We start from the raw sequence: 23,602 nt of genomic DNA on the forward strand, positions 1-23,602 counted from the left end.
AGGAAGTTACTGACCAGCAGGCATAAAAAAAGCCGCTAATCAGCGGCTCTTTTTGCAGAGATCATCAATCTCTTCGGGTTCAGGTTCCGGCACGGCGGTGCAGTTGCTGGTGTCGCGTTTCTTCAGTTCGTTCAGTGCGTCTGCCACGGTGCGTTTTGCCAGCACATCCAGCGACGCCTGCTCGGCTTCATCGGCTATCGACTTGAAGTACCAGCAGAGGTTGGCACTGACCAGACAGCGCGGTGCGACGTCAGGACGCGCGGCCCAGATTTTTTTGTCTTCGATCACGGAGACATAGATATCCCGCAGGGTAATTTCCGCAGCAGGACGGCCCAGATGAATCGAACCGGTACGGCCCAGCGTGGAGACGATAATGCCGTCACGGGTCAGCGGGACCATTAATTTTCGTATGAAACTGGGATTCGCTTCCAGCCCGTAGGCCAGAATCGCGCTGGTAGAGCGTTTTCCCATTTGCTCCGCCATCGCTACGCTCAGAACCATTTGCAAAGCTGTCGGGAAGCGGTAATCAAGCATTTCTTTATCCTGAGTTGCGGTGCATCTTATTGTTTTATTGCCGCATAAGTGAACAATCAATGAGCAATAAATATAACAAACACTGTTGCTTTTTTGAAGCAAACCGGCGGTGACAAGGCACGTATTCACCAAAGGCTGAGGCCCGATAGCACAAGGTGCTTAGCCTGCTAACTGCCCTCTTCCTGCGGAGCAAGGAGAACCGTTCCGTTATGCCGTGGTGGCCGATGTCGCCGGTAATCGCTGCTTCAGTGCCATAACCAGTACCACGTTAAAGATTGCCAGGGCGCAAAGCAACCACAGCGTCGCCGATGCACCCATCTTTTCAAACACATATCCACCTATCAGCGGCGTCAGTGCCTGCCCCATCAACGCCGGACGGGCCATTTTACCCACCACGATCGCATAGGACTCTGGTTTGACCATCGCCAGCGGTAAAGTTCCCCGCACGATGGCACGTAAGCCATTTCCTGCGCCATACAGCACCATGCTCAGCAACGCCATCTGCGGAAACAGTGCCAGTAACAGCAAGCCCAGCGCCACCAGCCCGACGGAAAAAAAGGTGGTGCGGATGGGATGGCTGCGTTTAAAGGCGATATCGACGAGTCGGGATCCCACCTGGCACGGACCAAGTACGGCGCTGATCGCCAGCGCCGAGGTCAGCGTATGGCCACTCGCCTGCAACAAGGCGATAAGCTGCACGGAAATAGCCGTCATGATCACTGACGCCAGGGTAAAAATGGCACACAGCAGCCAGAACAGCGCAGGCGCAATCTCCGCCGTGCCAGACTGCGGACTCAATCGTTTCACCGGCCGCTTAGCATGACTGTCGGGTAAGGCAAACAGATAGGCGGGCAGCACGCAGACGACCATCAGTGCCGCAATTATCAGCGACGCGTTCCGCCAGCCGAATCCGTGAATTAACAACGCCGTTCCCGGCCAGACCAGCGTGGTGCAGAAGCCAGATATCAGGGTGATACCGGTGATCGCTGCACGCGCCTGACCGCCATAGCAGGTGCCGAGCGTGGCAAACAGTGCGTCATAAAGGCCCATCGCCATACCGATGCCAATAATTACCCAGGCAAACAGAAACAGCGGCAGAGAGTGGCTATAAGCCATAAGCACCAGCCCCACCGCCATCACCATGCCACTCAGCGCCAGCAACAGGCGGCCACCGGTACGAGCGATAATTCTGCCAGCCAGCGGTGACAGCAGGCCCGATACCAGAATCCCGGTCGAGAGCGCGCCATAAATCCACTGCTGTGACCAGCCTGTCTCAGCCGCAATCGGATTCGCCATCACCGCCATCAGGTAGAACGACCCGCCCCATGAGAGGATCTGCACCCAGCCCAGGGTAATAATGGCGGCGATACCGGGTTTATTGTTCTGATTCACAAGCATTCTCTTGGTTAGCAGGCGAACCGTTTTTATAACATGTTCTGCGATAAGCCAAAATGCGTGATGCCCTTTTGACTGGATAGCTATGCAGGCCGCACGGTTTTAAGTAAAGCAACAATAGTATGTTGTAACTATATAGCACTTGCATCCTCGCCAGGCTTCTGCCACATTGTGGACGTTGTAACTATGGAGGCACAACATGACGCGCTACGACTTAGTGGCTGATATGCATCAATGTGTAAATGACCTGGAACTGGCGCTGGGTGAATTGCGTCAGCAGATTGAAGCGCAGCCTCTGCTGATCGCCCGCGTCTTCAGCCTGCCGCCGGTGGTTAAAGGCCGCGAACATGAAGCGATCACCCGGATTGCCGTCGAGCAGCATCTCGGTGAGAGCGCGTTAAAGATGGCGCTTGACCACTACTGCCGCCTGTTTATGCAGCATCAGTCAGAACAGCTGAGCACCAAGGCTGCCGTGCGCTTACCTGGCGCGCTCTGTATCGAATGCGACGCGCAGCAGGAGGCGGAGATCGGCTCGCTGGTTGACGTCATCAATCAGCTGAAAGCACGGCTGGAGAAGCTGATTACGGTGGACTCAGGTCTGCCGAGTGAGGCGCGTTTTGAGTTCGTCCACCAGCATTTGCGCGGGCTGATTACCCTGAATGCCTATCGCACTATCACCCTGCTGAGCGCACCGGACAGCCTGCGTTTCGGCTGGGCCAACAAGCACATTATCAAGAATCTCAAGCGTGAAGAGGTGATCGCCCAGCTGGAAAAAAGCCTGAAGTCGGGACGTGCAAAAGCGCCGTGGTCGCGTGAACAGTGGGCGGAAAAAGTGCAGGATGAGCTGGCAAGCGTGCGCGCCCTGCCCGCCTCGGCACGGCTGAAAATCAAGCGCCCGGTGAAAGTCCAGCCGGTTGCACGCGTCTGGCGCGCGGATGAACAAAAACAAACCCAGCTGGCTTGTCCTTCACCAATTCTGGTTATCTGTCGCGATAGCACGCAGGTTCCGGTTCTGGGCGAATTGCTTAATTACGATGCCGATAACATTAACCATCGTTATAAACCTGCCGCTGAACCGCTGAATCTTTTAATCCCCAGACTGCATCTGTGGGTCGATTGTCCGATATAAATTAAAAAGGCCAGCATTCGCTGGCCTCTGACTCACTCAAACCTTACGACTTCATGCTGCCGACCATCTCTTCCGGACGTACCCAGGCATCAAACTCCTCTTCGGTAAGATAACCCAGCTTCAGCGCCGAGCCTTTCAGCGTCAGCCCCTCTTTGTGCGCCTTCTTGGCAATTTCTGCCGCTTTGTCATAGCCAATATGGGTATTCAGCGCCGTCACCAGCATCAGCGATTCGTTAAGCAGTTGATCGATGCGCTCACGCACCGGCTCAATGCCGACCGCGCAGTGATGATTAAAGCTGTCCATGCCATCCGCCAGCAGGCGAATTGATTGCAGGAAGTTATGGATTACCATCGGACGGAACACATTAAGCTCAAAGTTACCGGATGCGCCGCCCATGTTGATCGCCACATCGTTACCCATCACCTGACAGCAGAGCATGGTCATCGCTTCGCACTGTGTCGGGTTAACTTTACCCGGCATGATGGAGCTGCCTGGTTCATTTTCCGGGATGGCGATTTCGCCGATGCCGCAACGCGGCCCGGAAGAGAGCCAGCGCACGTCGTTAGCGATTTTCATCAGCGAGGCGGCCAGCCCTTTCAGCGCGCCATGCGCATGCACCAGCGCATCACAGGTTGCCAGCGCCTCAAACTTGTTTGGCGCAGTGACAAACGGCTGCTGCGTGAGATCGGCCAGCGCCTTCGCCACGCGCACCGCATATTCCGGATGGGTGTTCAGGCCGGTGCCTACTGCCGTGCCGCCCAGCGCCAGTTCCGCCACGTGCGGAATACTCTGCTCAATATGCTTCAGGTTATGCTCCAGCATCGCCACCCAGCCGGAAATCTCCTGGCCCAGGGTCAGCGGCGTTGCATCCTGCAGGTGAGTACGGCCAATCTTGACGATATCTTTAAAGGCGTCGGACTTCTGGCTCAACGTCTTTTTCAGTACCTGAATCTGAGGGATCAGCTGTTCGCGCAGGGCGATAACGGCGGCAACGTGCATCGCCGTCGGGAAGACATCGTTGGAGCTCTGGCTCTTGTTCACATCGTCGTTGGGATGAACCAGCCGCGCCATACCGCGCTCTCCACCGAGGATTTCACTGGCGCGGTTCGCCAGCACTTCATTCATGTTCATATTGGTCTGGGTGCCGGAACCGGTCTGCCAGATCGCCAGCGGGAATTCATCCGCATGCTTGTCAGCCAGCACCTCATCAGCCGCGCTGACAATCGCCTCGGCGCGGTCAGCGGGCAGCAGTCCCAGATCGCGGTTAACGCTGGCCGCGGCGCGCTTGGTCAGTGCCAGTGCATGCACCAGCGCGGTTGGCATTTTTTCGGTTGAGATGCGGAAGTGTTCCAGTGAGCGCTGTGTCTGCGCGCCCCACAGTTTGTCTGCCGGTACGTCGATGGGGCCCATTGAATCTTTCTCAATGCGATTGGCTGCCATGAATACGTCTCCTTCATCTGGTTTTTAAAAGAATGACCGCCCGGTACGTCATTCCGATCAACTGCCGGGCGGTCAGGATAGTAATACACAATAATTTAACATTATCAGAGCTTAGCGTCCTTTTGCGCTGGATATGTATTTTTACCGGCAGTTTCTGCTTTAATACTGGCAATAATTTCCCGTGATAAAGGGTTATACAATGCAAAAAATGAACAATACGCTGCAAAACTACGCATGGGGCAGCAAAACTGCGTTGACTGAGCTCTACGGAATCGCCAATCCACAGGGGCTGCCGATGGCGGAACTCTGGATGGGTGCACATCCGAAAAGCCCCTCCACCGTGATTGACCAGGGCAGCGAGCGTTCGCTGCGAGACGTGATTGATGCCGCGCCTGCCGCCATGCTGGGCGAAGCGGTGGCACAGCGTTTTGGTGAACTGCCATTCCTGTTCAAAGTGTTGTCTGCCGATCAGCCGCTGTCGATTCAGGTCCATCCCAGTAAACACGCGGCCGAAGTGGGCTTTGCCCGTGAGAATGCGGCGGATATTCCGCTGACGGCTGCTGACCGTAATTATAAAGATGCCAACCACAAGCCGGAGCTGGTCTACGCGCTGACGCCCTTCCAGGCGATGAATGGCTTTCGCACCCTGACGGAGATGGTCTCACTGCTGGAGCCGGTTGCGGGCGCACATCCACAGATAGCCCATTTTCTGCAGCATCCCGATCAGGATACGCTGGCCGCGCTCTTTTCTACCCTGCTGTCACTGGAGGGTGAGGCGAAATCGCTGGCGCTGGGCATCCTGAAATCCGCGGTTGATGCACAACAAGGGGAGCCGTGGCAGACCATTCGCATGATTGCGGCAGAGTATCCTGACGACAGTGGCCTGTTTTCACCGCTGCTGCTGAACGTAATCACACTGCAACCGGGCGAGGCGATGTTCCTCTACGCGGAGACCCCGCACGCTTATCTGAAAGGCGTGGCGCTGGAGGTGATGGCAAACTCCGATAACGTGTTGCGGGCCGGTTTAACCCCGAAATATATCGATATCGCCGAGCTGATGGCGAACCTGAAGTTTGAAGAGAAGCCAGCCAGTACCCTGCTGACCGAGCCGGAGCAACAGGGCAACGCGCTGCGCTTCCCGATTCCGGTGGAGGATTTTGCTTTTGCCATTCATACCCTGAACGCAGAGCCACAGCCGCTGGCGCAGCAGAGCGCCGCAGTGCTGTTCTGCATTGAAGGCCAGACGGTGATCGCCAAAGGCGAGCAGCAGGTGACGCTGAAACCAGGCGAATCCTGCTTCATCGCCGCCAGCGAATCCCCCGTAACGGTCGCAGGCACGGGCCGACTGGCGCGGGTATTTAATGACTTAGGGTGAAGCGGCTGACGGAGTGCCTGTTAACTGCTATTATTTCAACCTATTAGCTTTTAAACGCCTGCGGGCGTTTTTCTTCAGTCGCTGGGATAAACCTGCGGCATAAGCGGACTCAAGGATAAGGACGAATCAGCAATGAAAAAGACCAATGTTGCCGTAGGTGTCATCATCGCACTGGGCGTAGTCTGGACTGGCGCGGCATGGTTCACCGGCAAGCAGATTGAAAGCCACAGGGATGAGCTGGTGCAGAACGCCAATGCCCAGCTGAATGCTTATGCCCCTAACAGCCGACTGAAGATCAGCTATCAGGACTATCAGCGCGGCGTGTTCAGCAGCAAAGTGAATCTGGTGATTCAGGCCAACTCGCAGACGGAAGATAATCCCCTGCTGAAACCTGGCCAGAGCATCATCCTGAACGAAACCATCGATCATGGCCCTTTCCCGTTTGCTCAGTTGAAGCATTTCAATCTGATCCCGAGCATGGCGTCGGTTCATACCGAACTGGCTAACACCGATGCGGTGAAAAAGCTGTTTGAGCTGACCGGCAACAAGTCGCTGATTAACGCCGATACCCGTATCGGCTACAGCGGTGCCACCGATACGGCGCTGCGCGTTCTGCCGGTTGATTATCAGAATGCGCAAAGCGGCGAGCGTCTGGCCACCAATGGGGGCACCTTCAACGTCAGCGCGGATAACAAAGGCGACAAAGTGTCGCTGGACAGTGACGTTGATAGCCTCGCGCTGACCAGTAAAAATGAGATGGGCCAGCCGGTGCTGTTCACCGTCAATGGTCTGAAGCTGAGCGGTAATACCCATCTCAGCCCGGAAGGCGTGCGCATTGGCGACCAGTCAGTGGATATTGAGAAGGTCAATGCCAGCATCAATGGTCAGGACGCCCTGACGCTGCACAAAATGAAAGGCACCTCCTCTTTCGATAACAGCGCCGGGAAGATTGGCGGCAATATCGACTACAAGGTTGAAGGCATTCAGTTGCAGAAGCAGGATTTTGGTCAGGCAGCGCTGAAGATGAAACTGTCACAGTTTGATGCGCAGGCGGTAAAAGCCTTCTCTGATCGTTACAACGCCCAGATGCAGGAACTGCTGAGCCAGCCTGGCGTCGCGGAAGATCCTATCCGCTACCAGGCGGGTGTGCATCAGATTCTGATGAGCAACCTGCCGATGCTGCTGAAAGGCTCACCCGCAATCAGTATCGCCCCGCTGAGCTGGAAAAATGATAAAGGTGAAAGCACCTTTAACCTGAACGCTAATTTCAACGATCCCTCTGCGGTGACCGGCGAAGCCCAGACACTCAGCGCCATGGTTGATCGGGTACTCAAGAGCCTGGACAGCAAGCTGGTCATCAACATGCCAATGGCGACCGAAACCATGCATAAAGTGGGACTGGCTGAAGGCTATCAGGCCGATGACGCACAGAAGCTGGCAGATCAGCAGGTGAAAGGACTGGCGGCGATGGGTCAGATGTTCCGCCTGACCCAGCAGCAGGATAACAATATCGTCACCAGCCTGCAGTATACCAACGGTCAGGTGAACATGAACGGCGACAAAATGACGCTGGAGCAGTTCCTCTCCCGCTATATGCTGGGTATGCCGACCAGCGAAGGGATGCCGCAATAATTTTCCTCTGTTCCTTTAAAGGCGACCTTCGGGTCGCCTTTTTTTATGCCGAGCCGCGAATAACCAGCTGCGGCGGCATAATCACGTTCTGACGGGCGGCATCGGGTTGCGCTATCCGTTGCAGGATACGCTCAGCTGCCACACGGCCAATCTCCCGGGCTGAACTGGTGACAAACGTCAGCGGCGGATCGGTCAGTTCCGCCTGCGGTTCATCGCCAAAGCCCATCAGAGCCAGCTGCTGATCGTAATAGCTGTCGACTGCACCCCGCGCGAATGTTCGCCCGGTGCGCAACAGCCCAAAATAGCATCCCAGCGCGGTAGTGGCGTTATAGGCCAGCACGGCAGTCAGCCGCGGATGGTGCTGAAACAGCTGTACCGCCGCGTCAGCCGCCTCTTTTTGCGTGTTACCGCATTCAATAATCCACTCAGGCCGGAACGGCAGCCCATATTGCAGCAGGGTGGCGCAGTAGCCGCCAAGACGCTCTGCCCGGGTGAGTGATGCGCTATGGCCGCCCAGCCAGGCAATGCGCTGATGCCCCTGACGAATCAGATATTCGGTGGCCAGACGCGCAGCCTGAGCATTATCGGGCCGGATAGCATCCACCTCCTCCAGGCTACTGGCGCGCGCGGCACAGACTAAGGCCATATTCACCTCTCTGGCCCGCGTCACGATCTGGCTGGCCTTATCGGCACCGCCTCCCAGCACCACGCCATCCACCCCCTGTGCCACCAGTGACTCAAAGCAGCGATGCAGATGTTGTCCCTGGGCGCCGCTCTGGGTCAGGAACAGCAATTTGCCCTGCTTCTCCAGCGCTTCACTCAGGCCTGCCGTCATTTCGGCATAAAATGGCTGGCTGAGATCGCGGACGATCAAGCCAATCACGCCACTCTCACCCCCGCGCAACATGGTTGCCGAACGGTTACGCACGAAACCGAGTTGCTCAATGGCCTCATTCACGCGCGCCATAGTGGCCGCAGAGATCCGTCCTTTGCCGGATAACACCAGCGATACCGTGGTCACCGACACGCCCGCCGCCGCCGCAACATCATTGATGGTGATTTTACTCATCAGATTACTCAACTGAACTACAGCATTAGAAACAAGGTAAAACGTTACACCTTATGACGTCAGAATTATATCGTCCATGACCTGAAGAGTGTGATTCAGCGCGCATAAGATCCAGGTAAAACGTTTTATCATCCCGCCACTTCACTCAGTGGTCCGTTTATCCAGGAGCGTTCATGTTACCCTCTCACCAAAAAATGTCCGTCTGGGAATTTTTCCAGAGTCTGGGGAAAACCTTTATGCTGCCGGTTGCCCTGCTTTCATTCTGCGGCATCATGCTCGGGATTGGCAGTTCGCTGAGCAGCCGCGATGTCCTGACCCTGTTACCTGTGCTGGATCACCCCTGGCTGCAATATCTGTTTCTCTGGATGGCCAAACTGGGATCGTTCGCCTTTAGCTATCTGCCGGTGATGTTCGCCATTGCGATTCCGCTGGGTATGGCGCGCGAGAACAAGGGCGTGGCAGCGTTTGCCGGCTTTGTGGGGTATGCCGTGCTAAACCTCAGCATCAACTTCTGGCTCAACATCCACGGCATTCTGCCAACCACCGATGCCGCCCTGCTGAAAGCTAATAACGTTCAGCCGATCCTGGGGATCCCGTCAATCGATACCGGCATTCTGGGCGCGGTCATTGTGGGTATTGTGGTGTTCTGGCTGCATGAGCGCTTTCATAACATCCGACTGCCCGATGCGCTGGCCTTCTTTGGCGGCACCCGGTTTGTGCCAATTATCACCACGCTGGTGATTGGCTTACTGGGACTGGTCGTCCCGCTAATCTGGCCTTTTTTCGCGCGGGGTATCACCGGATTAGGCTGGATGATTAACAGCGCGGGTGATTTCGGCCCGATGATCTTTGGAACCGGCGAACGTCTGCTGCTGCCGTTTGGCCTGCAGCATATTCTGGTCGCCATCATGCGCTTTACCGATGCAGGCGGCACACTGGATGTGTGTGGCAAGAGCGTGAGCGGTGCCTTAACCATTTTCCAGGCGCAGCTCGCCTGCCCGGAAACCCACGGTTTTGCTGAAAGCGCGACCCGCTTTCTGTCACAGGGTAAAATGCCTGCCTTCCTCGGTGGCCTGCCAGGTGCCGCCCTGGCCATCTATCACTGCGCCCGCCCGGAGAATCGCCATAAGATCAAAGGTCTGTTGATCTCCGGTGTGGTGGCCTGCGTGGTTGGCGGCACCACCGAACCCATCGAATTCCTGTTTCTGTTTGTCGCCCCGTTCCTCTATCTGATCCACGCCCTGCTGACCGGCGTTGGCTTCAGCATCATGGCGATACTGGGCGTCACTATCGGCAATACAGACGGCAATATCATCGACTTTGTGGTGTTTGGTGTGCTGCACGGGCTGTCGACTAAATGGTACTGGGTGCCCGTTGTCGCAGCGATATGGTTTGTTGGTTACTACCTGATTTTCCGATTCGCCATTCTGCACTTCAATATCAAAACACCGGGCCGCGAAGTGGAAAGTGCCAGTGCGGTTGCGCAGCAGGTCAGCAATGCCGGTAAAGGTAAATCTGGCTATAACTCACCTGCTATTCTGACTGCACTTGGCGGCGTGGAGAATATTACCTCGCTGGATAATTGTCTGACGCGTCTGCGTCTGACCCTGGCGGATATGAGTAAAGTGGATGATGCGGCGCTGAAAGCCAACGGCGCGATAGGAGTGGTCCATCTTAATCAGACCAGCCTGCAGGTAGTTATCGGTCCACAGGTGCAGTCGGTGAAAGATGAACTGTCACACCTGATGAATGTCACTGCCTGATGTGTCGGAGCCGATAATGTTTAACTTTGATGAAGTCATCGATCGCCGCGGCAGCTGGTCTACCCAGTGGGATTTCGTGGCTGACCGTTTTGGCGTCCCCGATCTGCTGCCGTTTACCATTTCGGATATGGACTTCAGAACTGCGCCAGCGGTTCAGCAGGCGCTGGCCAAGCGCGTAGCACACGGCGTGTTGGGTTACAGTCGCTGGCAGCATGACGATTTTCTTTCGGCCTGCTGCCTCTGGATGTCCAGCCGTTTCGGCTACCAGCCCGATGCTGACACGCTGGTTTATGGCCCCTCGGTGATCTATATGGTGGCGCAGATGCTGCGCCGCTGGAGCAACCCGGATGATGAAGTGGTGCTCCACACCCCCGCCTACGATGCTTTTTATAAAACGGTACGCGGCAATCAGCGACAGGTGCTGGAGATGCCGCTGCAGCGGGATAACGGTAGCTGGCGATGTGATATGGCCGCGCTGGAGACGCGGCTGGCGCGCCCGCGCTGCAAAATTCTGTTGCTCTGCAGCCCGCACAATCCCACCGGCAAAGTGTGGACAGCAACTGAGCTGCAACAGATGGCGGCGCTCTGCGAGCGTCACGGCGTGCGGGTGATCAGCGATGAAATCCATATGGATATGATTATGGGTAATCAGCCCCATACTCCGTGGGCCAGCGTGGCGCGCAGTGACTGGGCGCTGTTTACCTCGGCGTCGAAAAGCTTCAACGTGCCGGGACTGACCGGTGCGTGGGGAATCATCCCGGATGCGGTAGACAGAGCCGCCTGGTTTCAGGCGCTGAAAAATGCTGACGGCCTTTCGTCTCCGGCCGTGCTGGCCGTCACGGCACACGTCGCGGCTTACCGTCAGGGCGCACCCTGGCTGGATGCGTTACGCAGCTATCTTTGTGGCAATTTTGCGCGGGTTGCCGATCGGCTTAACGCTGAGTTTCCCGCACTGAACTGGCACATTCCCGAGGCAACCTATCTCGCATGGCTTGATATCAATCCGCTGGGCATTCCTGAAGAGCCACTGCAACAGGCGCTGATCCAGCAACGGGTCGCAATTATGCCCGGATCGACCTACGGTGATGCAGGCAAAGGGTTTTTGCGTCTTAACGTTGGCTGTCCGCGCAGCAAAGTTGATGAGGGCGTTTCACGCCTGATTGCAGCGATTCATCATTTACAGAAGTGACATTAACCGGCGAGGCAACCATTGCTCGCCGGTTATGCGTAATTAAGCAGCATCCGGCGCGGCTGTTGCGCAAATAGCTGGCGCTGTTGCGCAAGATATTTTTATAATGCTCTGCACTTCACCGACAACTGAGCGAGTGCGCCATGATCGATTCTAAAATTCCTCTGACTGATATTCACCGCCACCTTGATGGCAACATCCGTGCACAAACCATTCTCGATTTAGGTCGCCAGTTTAACCTCGCCCTGCCTGCTTCCACGCTGGAGACGCTGCGTCCGCATGTGCAGGTCGGCCAGAATGAGCCAGACCTGGTGAGTTTCCTGCAGAAGCTCGACTGGGGTGTGAAAGTGCTGGGCGATCTTGATGCCTGCCGCCGGATTGCGCAGGAGAATGTCGAAGATGCCGCCCGCGCGGGCATTCACTATGCTGAACTGCGTTTTTCCCCTGGTTATATGGCGATGACCCACAATCTGCCGATTGCCGGTGTGGTTGAAGCGGTAATCGAGGGCGTGCGCGCAGGCCGTCAGCAGCACGATATCGACGTGCGTCTGATCGGTATTATGAGCCGTACCTTTGGCGAAGATGCCTGCCTCAGCGAACTGGAAGGTTTGCTTGCCCATCGCGATCACATCACCGCGGTCGATCTGGCGGGTGATGAGCTGGGCTTCCCGGGCAGCGAGTTCCTGAGCCACTTTACCCAGGCGCGCGATGCCGGTTTCCGCGTTACCGTCCATGCGGGCGAGGCGGCCGGACCCGAGAGCATCTGGCAGGCGATTCGGGAGCTGGGTGCAGAACGTATCGGTCACGGCGTGAAAGCGATTGAAGATCGCGCGCTGATGGATTTCCTGGCGGAGCACCGTATTGGTATTGAATCCTGCCTGACCTCCAATATCCAGACCAGCACCGTGCCATCACTGGCGCAGCATCCGCTGAAGACCTTCCTGGAGCATGGCATTCTGGCGACGATCAATACGGATGATCCGGCGGTTCAGGGCATTGAACTGGCGCATGAGTATCATCACGCCGCACCGGCTGCCGGTCTGAGCGCGGCGCAGATTCGTCAGGCGCAGGAAAATGGTCTGACAATTGCGTTCCTTAGCGAAGCAGAGAAAGCGGCTCTTTGCGCACGGGTGCAGTAATCCTGAAGCGTAGGGACAAAAAACGGGCCGGATAACCGGCCCGTTTTTATGGTGAGGAGCTCAAGGGACAGGTGGCTTTAAGACCGAGCTTGCACAGGGAACAGGGTCAGATCGGAAAGACGCAAAAGCCGCCATCCATGGCACGCTCGACCCACGCCATCCGTGGCGTGGGACGCTTTCCTCTTCTGACCCTGTTCCCTGCACGTTAAGTTAGTTAGTTGCGGCCAGAATCGTTCTGAGTGGGTTGTGGCAGCAGAGTGACGGGCCGGATATCCGGCCCGTTTCGCTTTTTTACTTATTTCGTTAAGCACTGACCCATTAAACGCGCTTCAGCGACATCGTCTGGCGTTTCTCGGCGGATTGCAGCCCAAGCTCGATCAGCTCCATCACATGAATCGCCTCTTCCGCTGTCACCGGATTGTTACCACGTCCGGCAATCGCATCGCGGATGCCCGCATAGTAAGCGGGATAGTTGCCTGGCTGGGTCAGCTGGGTCGTTTCGGTCAGGGAATCTCCGTCAACCAGCGTCAGAGTGCCATCACGCATGTCATAGCCCCAGTCTTCCTGCGGCGGGAAATCACCTGACTTCAGGCGATCTTCCTGCGGATCAAGACCATATTTGACGTAACTGCCGCGCGTGCCGTGGACGGTATAACGGGCAGATTCTGCCGCTACCAGCATGCTGGCGTGCAGCACGACACGGCGCTGCGGATAAGTCAGCGTCGCGTGGAAGTAGTCGGTAGTCTGCGCGCCCGGACGCATCTCGGCCAGATCAACCGTGATAGCGACCGGCGGGCCAAACAGCTGCAGCGCCTGGTCCAGCAGATGCGGCCCCAGGTCATACCAGATTCCGCTGCCTGCGCCTTTCATTTCACGCCAGCGATTACGCACTTCCAGACGGAAGCGGTCAAAGTGCGATTCGAAGTAGCGCACTTCACCCAGCGTACCGGCCTCAATCAGCGATTTCAGCGTCAGGAAGTCACTGTCCCAGCGGCGGTTGTGGAACACCGACAGCAGCAGCCCTTTGGCTTTCGCCAGCGCATCCAGTTCGCGCGCCTGTGACAACGTCACGGTGAACGGCTTATCGACTACCACATGTTTACCGGCGTTAAGCGCTGCTTTTGCCAGCGGGAAGTGCGTGTCGTTGGGGGTAGGAATAACGATCAGTTGCAGAGTCGGGTCGTCCAGCAACGCCTGAGGGTCGGCCACTACCTTAACGGCGGGCCAGTCGGCGTGGACTTTGCTGGCGTCGCTACTGGAAATGGCTGCCAGCTCGACGTCCGGCGTCCCCGCAATCAGCGGGGCGTGAAACGTTTTACTGGCAAAACCGTAGCCGATCAGACCAACACGTAATTTATCGCTCATTTGGATTCCTCTCAGAGCCTGGTTGACCAGACTCTTAGTTGATAACCTGATTGATTTAAGACTATTAACCAAATGACGACAAGCCGGAATTCCCCGAAAAAACTAAGAGATAGCACTTCGCGCCAGCGGCCAGGCGGTCTGAGCGGCCAGGCTGTCGTGCGCATCCTGATTACGGCGGCGGAAGTCGCTGGGACTGACGCCGACCCGCTTGCGGAACACCCGTGAGAAGTAGAGCTGATCGTCATAGCCCACTTCACGTCCTACCGAGGCGATCGGCTCCTGGGTGGTCTGCAGTAGCAGTTTCGCGCGGATTACGCGCTGATCTTCACGCCAGCGCAGCAGGTTCACGCCCATCTGCTCGCGGAACAGATGCGCCAGCCGCGACGGCGACAGACAGACGTGGCGCGCCACCTCTTCAATCTTAACCTCGCTGGCGAGATGGTTGGTGACGTACTGGCAGGCTTCAATCACGCGCGGATCGCGAATTAACTGATGGCTGCGTGGATCTTCTTCAACGGCGCGCAGCAGCAGCCGTTCCAGCAGGTTCATCGCCAGCTCTTCCGCAAAGCGACGGCCCGAATTGTGGGTCTGTTCGATACTGGCAAACAGGCGGTCAAATTCGCCGCGCAGCGATTCAGGCAGCAGCAGACGTCCCACGCCCTCCTGCTCATCCTGCCAGCGCAGCCAGTCATGCCAGTAGGCGCGCGGGCGGAAATAGACCCAGCGGTGAAACCACTGTGGGCTGTCCGGCGCGCGACCATAATAGTGAGCCGTTTTCGGCTGAAACAGCAGCATTTCGCCAGGTTCGCAGTCAAATGCCCGCTCGCCGTCAAATACCCGCCCTTTACCTTTGATAGTGAGATTCAGAATGTAACCTTTCATGCCGTGCGGGCGATCGATAAAGAAATCGAGCGGACCATCGGCGGTGATCGGCGTCAGCCCCGCCACCAGCCAGGCATTGAATGAATAGCCCGGCAACAAGGGGTTTTGCTGCTCGGCCGGTAATTCGCGGTGATACATAGCGTCCTCACTCAGTCTGTTATTGTTCGGATAGCCCGCAGAGGCTTCTGCCTCTGCGGGCCAACGGCTCGCTCAATCAGGCTTTTTTCTGTTTGTAACGGTCAAAAATCACCGCTGCTAACAGTATCAGACCGCGTACCACATACTGTGAGAATGGCGAGATATTCAATAAATTCATCGCATTCTCTACCGTGCCGAGGATCAGCACCCCTGCCACCACATAGGAGATTTTACCAATGCCGCCCTTCAGCGAAACGCCACCCAGCACGCAGGCAGAAATCACCACCAGCTCATAGCCGATGGAGGTCATTGGCTGGCCGCTGGTCATACGTGACGCCAGGATGATGCCCGCCGCCGCTGAAACCAGACCGGAGAGAATGAAAATGATAATGCGGGTACGCACCACTGGCACACCGGCCAGACGTGCTGCTTCTTCATTGCCGCCAATCGCCAGGGTGTTACGGCCAAAGGTGGTTTTGTTGAGCAGGAAGCCGAAGATCAGCATCGTAGCCAGGGTCAGCCAGATTGGCGCAGGCACGCCAAGCCAGTTAGCAAAGCCCAGTTCGAAGAAACGCTCATCTTCGATACCGACCGCTTTACCGTCAGAGAAGATATAGGCCAGGCCGCGGACAATCTGCATGGTCGCCAGCGTGGTGATCAGCGCATTGATCTTGAGTCGGGCAATCACGAAGCCGTTGATAAAGCCGGTGATCATACCGAGAACCAGGCCGGCACCCACACCAATCCACAGGCTTTCGGTCATGTTAATCACCACGGCGGTAACCACACCCGCACAGGCGATGACGGACGCGACAGACAGGTCAAAATCACCGGAGGCCAGACAGAACAGCATGCCGCAGGCGACCATGCCGGACATCGACATCGCCAGCCCTAAGCCTTTCATATTGATAAACGAGCCGAAGTTCGGCACAAAGATCGCACAGACAATAAACAGCAGTGCAAATACCACCAGCATGCCGAAGTTGTCCCAGATGCGACCTAACTGCAGGCCGCCGCGTGAAGCGGGCTGCGGCGTATTTGAGGTCGTGGATGAAGCCATGATGATCTCCTGTCAGGCCACGGCGGCCGCTTGAGTGGTTTTGGGCATCGCCAGGCTCAGCGTCTGCTGCTCCGTGGCGTCGTCGTGTAGCAGTTCACCGGCAATGGCACCTTCGCGCATCACCACGATGCGATCGGCCAGGCCCATCACTTCCGGTAAATCGCTGGAGGCGAACAGCACCGCAATGCCCCGGTTCGCCAGCTGATAAATCAGGTTATAGATTTCATGCTTGGCACCGACATCGATACCGCGCGTTGGCTCATCCAGCAGGATTACTTTCATATCCTCTGACAGCCAGCGTCCCAGAATCGCCTTCTGCTGGTTGCCGCCGGAAAGGTTCATGATCAGCTGATCGGCGCTGGGCGTTTTGATGTTCAGCGAGCGGATATGGCTGTCGGCATTTTTATTTTCCCAGCCGTTTTTAATCAGGCAGCCCGCAGTAAGGTTATGACGGCGGGCGCTGATGTTGATGTTGTCGCGCACCGAATGCACCGGAATAATGCCCTCGGCTTTGCGATCTTCCGGGCAGAGCATAATGCCCGCACGGATGGCATCGATCGGCTCCCGCAGCGGCAGCGGTTTGCCGTCCAGAATCACCTGACCGCCGCGCAGACGCGTGCCGCCAAACAGCCCTTTCAGCAGTTCACTGCGACCGGCACCGACCAGGCCAAACAGACCGACAATTTCACCGGCATGGACTTTCAGCGAAATCGGCGTCCGCACGCCCTTCGCTTCGACCTTATCCAGCTCCAGCCGCACCGCGCCTTTGGCACGCGGTGAATAGCCATAGATATCACCGAGGTTTCGTCCCACCATCGCCTGCACCAGATCGTCGTGATGGGTGTTAGCCATGTCAGTAAACGTCCGCACGTAGCGGCCATCTTTAAAGACGGTGATGGCATCGCTAAGGGCGAAGATCTCCTCCATGCGGTGCGAAACGTAGAGCACCACCCGGCCCTCCTCGCGGAGCTGACGGATGACGCGGAACAGGTTGTCGATTTCACGCGCCGACAGGGAGCTGGTTGGCTCATCAAAGGCGATAATGCGCGCGTTACGCGCCAGCGCTTTGGCAATCTCCACCATCTGCCACTGCCCCAGCGACAGGTATTTCAGCGGCATATCGGGATCGATATCCATGCCGAGATTTTTCAGTTGCAGGCCCGCCTCAAAACGCATCAGCTTACGGTTGACCAGCCCATGTTTGTGCGGGATCTGACCGAGATAGATGTTCTCTGCCACGCTCATTTCCGGCACCAGATGCAGTTCCTGGTAAATAATGGCGACGCCCGCGTCCAGCGCATCGGTGGTGCGCTGAAAGCTCATCGGCTGGCCTTTAATACGAATCTCACCGCCGCTCGGCTGATAACTGCCGCTGAGTATTTTTAACAGCGTCGATTTGCCTGCGCCGTTCTCGCCCATCAGAGCATGGACTTCACCGCCACGGCAGTCGAAGGAGATATCCTGCAACGCTTTGACGCCAGGGAAGGTTTTACTGATGCCATGAAACGACAGAAATGCTGAATCAGTGTTCATGTTTTTCCTCACTCTTTCGCGCCACCGGCCGGTTATGGCGGGCGGCGCGAAATTGGCTATTAAGGATGCCAGGCGACAAACTGCCTGGCAGGCTCAGGGTTACATCAGTCCTTTTTTCGCCAGTTCAGTTTTGAAGTTGTCACGGGTGATCAGCACCACATCGGTAACTTCGGTGAATTTTGGTGGCTCTTCACCTTTGCTGACCCAGTTGTAGAGCATCTGGCTGCTTTTGTAGCCGTGGATATCCGGGCTTGGCAGCAGCGATCCGTAGAAGCCGGTTGCCTTCTCTTTCGACAGTTCACTGATGGCGTCCACGCCGTTGATGCCGATACCGATGACGTCAGCCGCTTTAAAGCCCTGACCTTCGGTCGCGCGCACGCCGCCCAGCACGGTGTTGTCGTTCATGCCGACAATCAGCCAGTGTTTGACTTCAGGATGCTGGACCAGCAGAGAGTTACCGGCGTCAAACGCGCCAGGGATGTCGTTAGATTTGGTGGGGACCTGGTAGATCTGCGCTGCCGGGAAGCCAGCGGCTTTGATGGCGTCCATGGAGCCGCCGGTACGACGACGAGCGGTGTCGAGTTCGTTGGCGGTAATCGCCATCACGCCGGTGGTTTTCACATCCCAGCCGCGTTTCTGCATCTCTTTATAGAGTTCCTGACCCTGACGCTCACCAATTTTGGTCGCGGCCATCATCACCAGCGGCACAGTATCCATTGGTTTGCCTTTGGCGGTGACGAACTGGTCATCGACCGCGATGACTTTCAGACCGTAGCCACGCGCTTTTGCCATGATGGCAGAGCCGAGTTTCGGATCGGGCGTACAGATAACAAAACCTTTCGCGCCGTTAGCCGCCAGGCTGTCGATGGCATTCAGGGTTTTTTCACCATCCGGCACGGCAATTTTAATGACATCAAAGCCAAGATCTTTGCCCGCTTTGTCGGCGAATTTCCATTCAGTCTGGAACCAGGGTTCCTCTGGTTGCTTGACTAAGAATCCCAGCTTCATGGTCTCGGCGATAGCGGATTGTGACATAACCGCTGCCAGGCCGATGGCCGCGAACGCTTTAGTGAATTTATGCATGATGCTCTCCGGTACCAGGTTATTTTTCGCTGCTAATAACGAATCGGTGTAAACGCTACCAGTTTGTTTTGTTATGTGGGTACAGCCATAAATCAGTGCGTTAGGCTGGCATGTGCTGACAGACTGTTCAGACGCTGGGCTAGTTTTAGCGGTATTAGCGAAGAAAAATGTAGAGCGGTATCACATCTTAAAATCACGACAAAATGATCCATATATTCAGCAAATTTAACCGGACCTTAACTTTTGCAATGGATCACAAAATCACTGCCGATGACAGAAAAGTGCATATTGTCAGCCAGCGATGACTAACTGATTTGGCGCGCCGAACCCAGGATACAGGAGTTAACTAACTACAGGAGATTCCGATGCGTGCTGGAGCCATCACCCTTGGGCTGGACTTTGGTAGTGATTCGGTGCGTGCGCTGGCCGTGGATTGTCATAGCGGCAAAGAGCTGCATAGTGCGGTGTTCAGCTATCCGCGCTGGCAACAGGGCTTATACAGCGATCCGCACACTAACCGTTTTCGTCACCATCCACAGGATTACATCGACGCAATGGAGCAGGCGCTGCTCGGCGTGCTGAATGCACTGAGTGAAGATCAGCGCAACGCCGTGGTCGGCATTGGTGTTGACAGCACCGGTTCGACCCCTGCCCCTATTGACCGCGACGGCAACGTACTGGCGCTGCGTCCGGAGTTTGCCGACAATCCCAACGCGATGTTTGTGTTGTGGAAAGATCACACCGCTATAGAAGAAGCGGAAGAGATCAATCAGCTGTGCCACAGCGGCCGCTTCCAGGATTACAGCCGCTATATTGGCGGGATTTACTCCTCAGAGTGGTTCTGGGCGAAGATTCTGCACGTGTCGCGTGAAGATGCAGCCGTGCGTGACGCCGCTGTCTCCTGGGTCGAGCTGTGCGACTGGGTGCCAGCCCTGTTAAGCGGCACCACCGCACCTGACAAATTGCGCCGCGGCCGCTGTGCGGCCGGGCACAAGGCGCTGTGGCACGGCGACTGGAATGGTTTGCCCGATGTCGATTTTCTCAATGCTCTGGACCCGCTGTTAACGCAGCAGCTCGACTCTCCCCTGTTTACCGATACCTGGACCGCTGATCTGCCTGTCGGCACGCTTAGCCCCGAATGGGCGCAGCGTCTTGGCCTGACGCAAACCGTGACGCTTTCGGGTGGCGCATTTGACTGCCATATGGGCGCGGTCGGTGGCGGTGCCAAACCCTATACCCTGGTGAAAGTGATTGGCACCTCGACCTGCGACATCCTGATTGCGGATACTGAAAAGGTCGGCGATCGCGACATCAAAGGCATCTGTGGTCAGGTCGATGGCAGCGTAATGCCAGGCGCTATCGGGCTGGAGGCGGGTCAGTCTGCCTTTGGTGATATCTACGCCTGGTTCAGCCGTTTACTGGGCTGGCCGCTGCAGCTGGCGGCGCAGCAGCATCCGGAGCTGAAGCCTCAGCTGGCTGAGATGCAAAAGAGTCTGATTAAGGATCTGACCGAGGCCTGGGCCGCGAACCCGCAGCTCGACCATCTGCCGGTGGTGCTGGACTGGTTTAACGGTCGCCGCACGCCAAATGCCAATCAGCGGTTGAAAGGGGTGATTACCGACCTGAATCTGGGCACCGATGCCCCCGCGCTGTTTGGCGGTCTGGTCGCCGCCACCGCATTTGGCGCACGCGCGATTATGGAGTGCTTCGAACAGCAGCAGATCCCGGTCGAGAGCATTCTGACCCTGGGCGGCATCGCGCGAAAATCCCCGGCGATTATGCAGGCCTGCTGCGATGTGATGAATCGCCCACTGGATATCGTCGCCTCTGACGAGTGCTGTGCGCTGGGTGCGGCCATTTTCGCCGCCGTCGCCGCCGGTGTGCACGCCAGCGTCCCTGATGCACAGCAGGTCATGGCCAGCCCGATTGCCGTGACGCTGCAGCCCGATCCGGCGCGCGTCGCCCGCTATCAACAACTTTATCAACGCTATCAACAATGGTGCGTGGCGGCTGAACCGCAATATGCCGCCCGCCCCGCTTCCGCTAAGAGCCTATCCCACCAGGCGTAATTGTTGCAGGCAGTCTGGACACGGACAGCGCGGAACAACCGGAGCGTACAGGATTACTCGCTACGCTCGCCCTTTCAGGGCCGCCCTGACGGGCGTTCAGGTTGCTAAAGCAGCCTGTGTGAGCACTGTCCAGGTTCAGACTGACAAATAAAATAGCCTATTGGGTAGGCTCAAAGTAAAGGAGTGGTTTATGGAACAGTCAAACAGCTACAGCGTGTGGTTTGTCATCGGCACGCAGCACCTCTACGGGGCGGAGACGTTACGCCAGGTTGAACAGAATGCACGTCAGGTGGTCGAGGGTTTAAATCAGGCTGGTTTACCGCTGCGTCTGAAGCTGAAACCGCTGGTTAAGTCACCGGATGAAGCGCTGGCCCTGTGTCGCGACGCCAATTATGACAAGGAGTGCGTCGGTATCATTACCTGGCTGCACACCTTCTCCCCGGCCAAAATGTGGATCGGTGGCCTGAGCGTGCTGAATAAGCCGCTGCTGCAATTCCATACCCAGTTCAATGCGGAGATTCCGTGGGACAGCATGGACATGGACTTTATGAACCTGAACCAGACCGCACACGGCGGCCGCGAGTTCGGTTTCATCGGCGCACGTATGGGCCTGCAGCATAGCGTGGTGACCGGTCACTGGCAGGATAGCGCCAGCCAGCAGCGCCTCGGCAACTGGATGCGTGCAGCACTGACAAAACAGGCCAGTCAGCAGCTGAAAGTCGCGCGTTTTGGCGACAACATGCGTGAAGTGGCCGTGACCGAAGGCGATAAAGTCGCCGCGCAGATTCAGTTCGGTTATTCGGTGAATGGCTGGGGCGTCGGCGATCTGGTTGAGGTGATCAATGGCGTCAGCGATGGCGACGTGAATGCGCTGGTCGATGAATATGAAAGCCTGTATCGCTTTACCGATGTTGCCGCTTCCGGCGGCGAAAAGCGTCAGAACGTGCTGGATGCCGCACGCATTGAGCTGGGTCTGAAGCGTTTCCTGGAAGCGGAAGGCTGCCACGCTTTCACCACCAACTTCCAGACGCTGCACGGCATGACGCAATTGCCAGGCCTGGCGGTTCAGCGTCTGATGGGTCAGGGTTATGGCTTCGCAGGTGAAGGTGACTGGAAGACCGCTGCGCTGCTGCGCATTTTCAAAGTGCTGGCAGGCGATCGCAAAGGTGGCACCTCCTTTATGGAGGATTACACCTATCACTTCTCACCCGGTAACGATCTGGTTCTCGGCTCGCATATGCTGGAGGTCTGCCCGTCGATTGCCATTGAAGAGAAGCCATTGATCGATGTGCAGTTCCTGGGCATTGGTGATAAAGCCGATCCGGCGCGCATGATTTTCTCCACGCCAGCGGGTCGCGCGATTAACGCCAGCGTAATTGATATGGGTGATCGTTTCCGTCTGTTGGTTAACGTAGTGGATGCTATCGAACAGCCGAAACCGCTGCCGAAGTTGCCGGTTGCGCGTGCACTATGGAAAGCCCAGCCGTCACTGGCGACCGCATCCGAAGCCTGGATTCTGGGCGGCGGCGCGCACCATACGGTGTTCAGCCAGGCGCTGACGCTGGATGATATGTATCTGTACGGTGAGATGAACGATATCGAAGTGCTGGTGATTGATGAGCACACGCGTTTACCTGCGTTTAAAGACGCACTACGCTGGAACGAAGCGTATTACCGTTTGAAACGTTAACTACTAATGGGCGCTGTTCAATTTTTTAATTAACAGCGCTCTTAAGTAAGTTAATGAAACGGCCGACGCAGGATTATGCGGCATCGGTTTTTGATAAATACTATGCTATTCAGTCGGGAATGACGGGCATTCCGTAATTTTGATAGTTCAGCGCATGTTTTTAAAGCCATGATCAAGCCCAACCGGGAAGGAATTGTTTGCCTGAAGAGCAAAGCGTCCGCGCCAGGGAAGGCGCGGCCGATCCGCATGGATGCGGGAATCCTTTGCGATCAGGCATACCTTTCCTGACCTTTCTCCTCAACCCACAGCGACATAACTATCAGTGCACTAAGCTTAAAAAACAGTGCTGTTCAGTCGGAAATAATGGGCGCTCCGTAAAGTCGCCGTAAATACATCCCTGTAGGCTCGGCCGCCGGTCTACTCGCCTTATCCATGAGGCTCGCCCGCGAGCGGGCCAACGCTTCGCGCTGTTCAAAAACGCTCCCGGCGTTTTTGTCCATGCGGCGGACGCTTTACTCCACTGCCCATCATTCCCTCCTTTATTTTAGATCTGAGTGATTGTTTTAAAAGCTAAATTCCTGCTCTTGCACTTTCCCCCACCAGCCTGTATTGCTTGTAGCCTGACAAAAACAAAGGTCGCCAGCGCCATGCAAATTGCCGAGCTAAACCAACATCCCGGCTTCGCCGGACAAACCGCACAACTGTTGCACACTGAATGGTCACATCTTCCTGCATGGTCTCACTCGCCTGCCATCCTTGAGCGTTTAAAACAACGCAATCAGAAACCTTCGGCAGAATTTACTCTTATTGCCACGCCGGATGGCGAAACGGTGGTCGCGACCTGTAGCGTCATTCGCTATGAACTGGATGACATTCCGGCACGAGAATTCTGGATTGGTGAGGTGGTGACGGACAAGGCATTCCGGGGTCAGGGCGTGGCAAAAGCGTTGATACAGCAGGCGATTGCGCGAGCCAGACAACAGCAGATTGGTGAATTGTGGCTCTATACACCCGATCAACAGGCGTACTATCAGCGTTCAGGGTGGCAGGCGGTGGAACAGCGGCAAATCGCGGGTGAAGAGGTCACGGTAATGGTGCTGCATCTTGCGCAGTAAA

General features: G+C 56.5%; 18 protein-coding genes. 9 read left to right on the forward strand and 9 right to left on the reverse strand.

Features of this window, described 5'->3' with window-relative positions; all coding sequences use genetic code 11:
- Positions 1-39 precede the first annotated feature (39 nt).
- Both EPG66_RS02680 and EPG66_RS02685 read right to left on the reverse strand, forming a co-directional pair.
- Positions 40-534 carry an RrF2 family transcriptional regulator gene (locus tag EPG66_RS02680; RefSeq protein WP_010245324.1) on the reverse strand — a complete coding sequence of 165 codons (495 nt, stop codon included), beginning with the start codon at positions 532-534 and terminating at the stop codon, positions 40-42.
- A gap of 207 nt (positions 535-741) precedes the next feature.
- A complete protein-coding gene (locus tag EPG66_RS02685) occupies positions 742-1,926 on the reverse strand; it encodes an MFS transporter (protein WP_115758598.1) in 1,185 nt (394 codons plus the stop codon).
- A gap of 202 nt (positions 1,927-2,128) precedes the next feature.
- Between EPG66_RS02685 and tus the strand changes: the two genes are divergently transcribed.
- A complete protein-coding gene (tus, locus tag EPG66_RS02690; protein ID WP_115758585.1) occupies positions 2,129-3,058 on the forward strand; it encodes a DNA replication terminus site-binding protein in 930 nt (309 codons plus the stop codon).
- A gap of 43 nt (positions 3,059-3,101) precedes the next feature.
- On the opposite strand, the gene fumC is transcribed toward tus, so the two are convergent.
- A complete protein-coding gene (gene fumC / locus EPG66_RS02695; protein WP_010245332.1) occupies positions 3,102-4,499 on the reverse strand; it encodes a class II fumarate hydratase in 1,398 nt (465 codons plus the stop codon).
- Positions 4,500-4,698: 199 nt separating this feature from the next.
- Here fumC and manA point away from each other — a divergent pair, with 199 nt between their 5' ends.
- Both manA and EPG66_RS02705 read left to right on the forward strand, forming a co-directional pair.
- On the forward strand, positions 4,699-5,874 hold the full coding sequence (gene manA / locus EPG66_RS02700) for a mannose-6-phosphate isomerase (protein WP_182685900.1): 1,176 nt from the start codon (positions 4,699-4,701) through the stop codon (positions 5,872-5,874).
- A gap of 132 nt (positions 5,875-6,006) precedes the next feature.
- Positions 6,007-7,506 (forward strand): YdgA family protein, encoded by a 1,500-nt coding sequence (locus tag EPG66_RS02705; RefSeq protein WP_115758587.1) that lies wholly within the window; start codon positions 6,007-6,009, stop codon positions 7,504-7,506.
- A gap of 43 nt (positions 7,507-7,549) precedes the next feature.
- Here the strand turns inward: EPG66_RS02705 and malI are convergent, their stop codons facing one another.
- Positions 7,550-8,575 (reverse strand): Mal regulon transcriptional regulator MalI, encoded by a 1,026-nt coding sequence (gene malI / locus EPG66_RS02710; RefSeq protein ID WP_033779241.1) that lies wholly within the window; start codon positions 8,573-8,575, stop codon positions 7,550-7,552.
- Positions 8,576-8,748: 173 nt separating this feature from the next.
- Here malI and malX point away from each other — a divergent pair, with 173 nt between their 5' ends.
- The 3 genes from malX (at position 8,749) to add (ending at position 12,666) form a co-directional block, all read left to right on the forward strand.
- Complete coding sequence (malX, locus tag EPG66_RS02715) at positions 8,749-10,338, forward strand: maltose/glucose-specific PTS transporter subunit IIBC (protein ID WP_182685902.1); 1,590 nt, start codon at positions 8,749-8,751, stop codon at positions 10,336-10,338.
- Between the two features lie 16 nt (positions 10,339-10,354).
- A complete protein-coding gene (locus EPG66_RS02720; protein WP_182685904.1) occupies positions 10,355-11,527 on the forward strand; it encodes a MalY/PatB family protein in 1,173 nt (390 codons plus the stop codon).
- 143 nt (positions 11,528-11,670) lie between these two features.
- Positions 11,671-12,666 (forward strand): adenosine deaminase, encoded by a 996-nt coding sequence (gene add / locus EPG66_RS02725; RefSeq protein ID WP_052272060.1) that lies wholly within the window; start codon positions 11,671-11,673, stop codon positions 12,664-12,666.
- Positions 12,667-12,984: 318 nt separating this feature from the next.
- Here add and EPG66_RS02730 read toward each other — a convergent pair whose 3' ends face one another.
- The 5 genes from EPG66_RS02730 to EPG66_RS02750 form a co-directional block, all read right to left on the reverse strand.
- A complete protein-coding gene (locus EPG66_RS02730; RefSeq protein ID WP_010670085.1) occupies positions 12,985-14,031 on the reverse strand; it encodes an oxidoreductase in 1,047 nt (348 codons plus the stop codon).
- Positions 14,032-14,133: 102 nt separating this feature from the next.
- A complete protein-coding gene (gene araC / locus EPG66_RS02735; RefSeq protein ID WP_003853440.1) occupies positions 14,134-15,051 on the reverse strand; it encodes an arabinose operon transcriptional regulator AraC in 918 nt (305 codons plus the stop codon).
- A gap of 76 nt (positions 15,052-15,127) precedes the next feature.
- Positions 15,128-16,111: an L-arabinose ABC transporter permease AraH gene (gene araH, locus EPG66_RS02740; protein ID WP_010245363.1), complete on the reverse strand. Its 984-nt coding sequence runs from the start codon at positions 16,109-16,111 to the stop codon at positions 15,128-15,130.
- A gap of 12 nt (positions 16,112-16,123) precedes the next feature.
- Positions 16,124-17,644: an L-arabinose ABC transporter ATP-binding protein AraG gene (araG, locus tag EPG66_RS02745; RefSeq protein ID WP_010245364.1), complete on the reverse strand. Its 1,521-nt coding sequence runs from the start codon at positions 17,642-17,644 to the stop codon at positions 16,124-16,126.
- A gap of 99 nt (positions 17,645-17,743) precedes the next feature.
- Positions 17,744-18,727 (reverse strand): arabinose ABC transporter substrate-binding protein, encoded by a 984-nt coding sequence (locus tag EPG66_RS02750; RefSeq protein ID WP_010245365.1) that lies wholly within the window; start codon positions 18,725-18,727, stop codon positions 17,744-17,746.
- 365 nt (positions 18,728-19,092) lie between these two features.
- Between EPG66_RS02750 and EPG66_RS02755 the strand changes: the two genes are divergently transcribed.
- The 3 genes from EPG66_RS02755 to EPG66_RS02765 all read left to right on the forward strand — a co-directional run bounded on the left by EPG66_RS02755 (position 19,093) and on the right by EPG66_RS02765 (position 23,601).
- Positions 19,093-20,796 (forward strand): ribulokinase, encoded by a 1,704-nt coding sequence (locus EPG66_RS02755; protein ID WP_083068105.1) that lies wholly within the window; start codon positions 19,093-19,095, stop codon positions 20,794-20,796.
- 190 nt (positions 20,797-20,986) lie between these two features.
- Positions 20,987-22,486, forward strand: a complete 1,500-nt coding sequence (gene araA, locus EPG66_RS02760) for an L-arabinose isomerase (protein WP_069026191.1) — start codon at positions 20,987-20,989, stop codon at positions 22,484-22,486.
- 647 nt (positions 22,487-23,133) lie between these two features.
- Positions 23,134-23,601 (forward strand): GNAT family N-acetyltransferase, encoded by a 468-nt coding sequence (locus tag EPG66_RS02765; protein WP_083068108.1) that lies wholly within the window; start codon positions 23,134-23,136, stop codon positions 23,599-23,601.
- The last annotated feature ends 1 nt before the right edge of the window (position 23,602 follow it).

The sequence above is a fragment of the Pantoea pleuroti genome (assembly GCF_014156615.1).
In the GTDB taxonomy this organism is placed as follows: domain Bacteria; phylum Pseudomonadota; class Gammaproteobacteria; order Enterobacterales; family Enterobacteriaceae; genus Pantoea; species Pantoea agglomerans.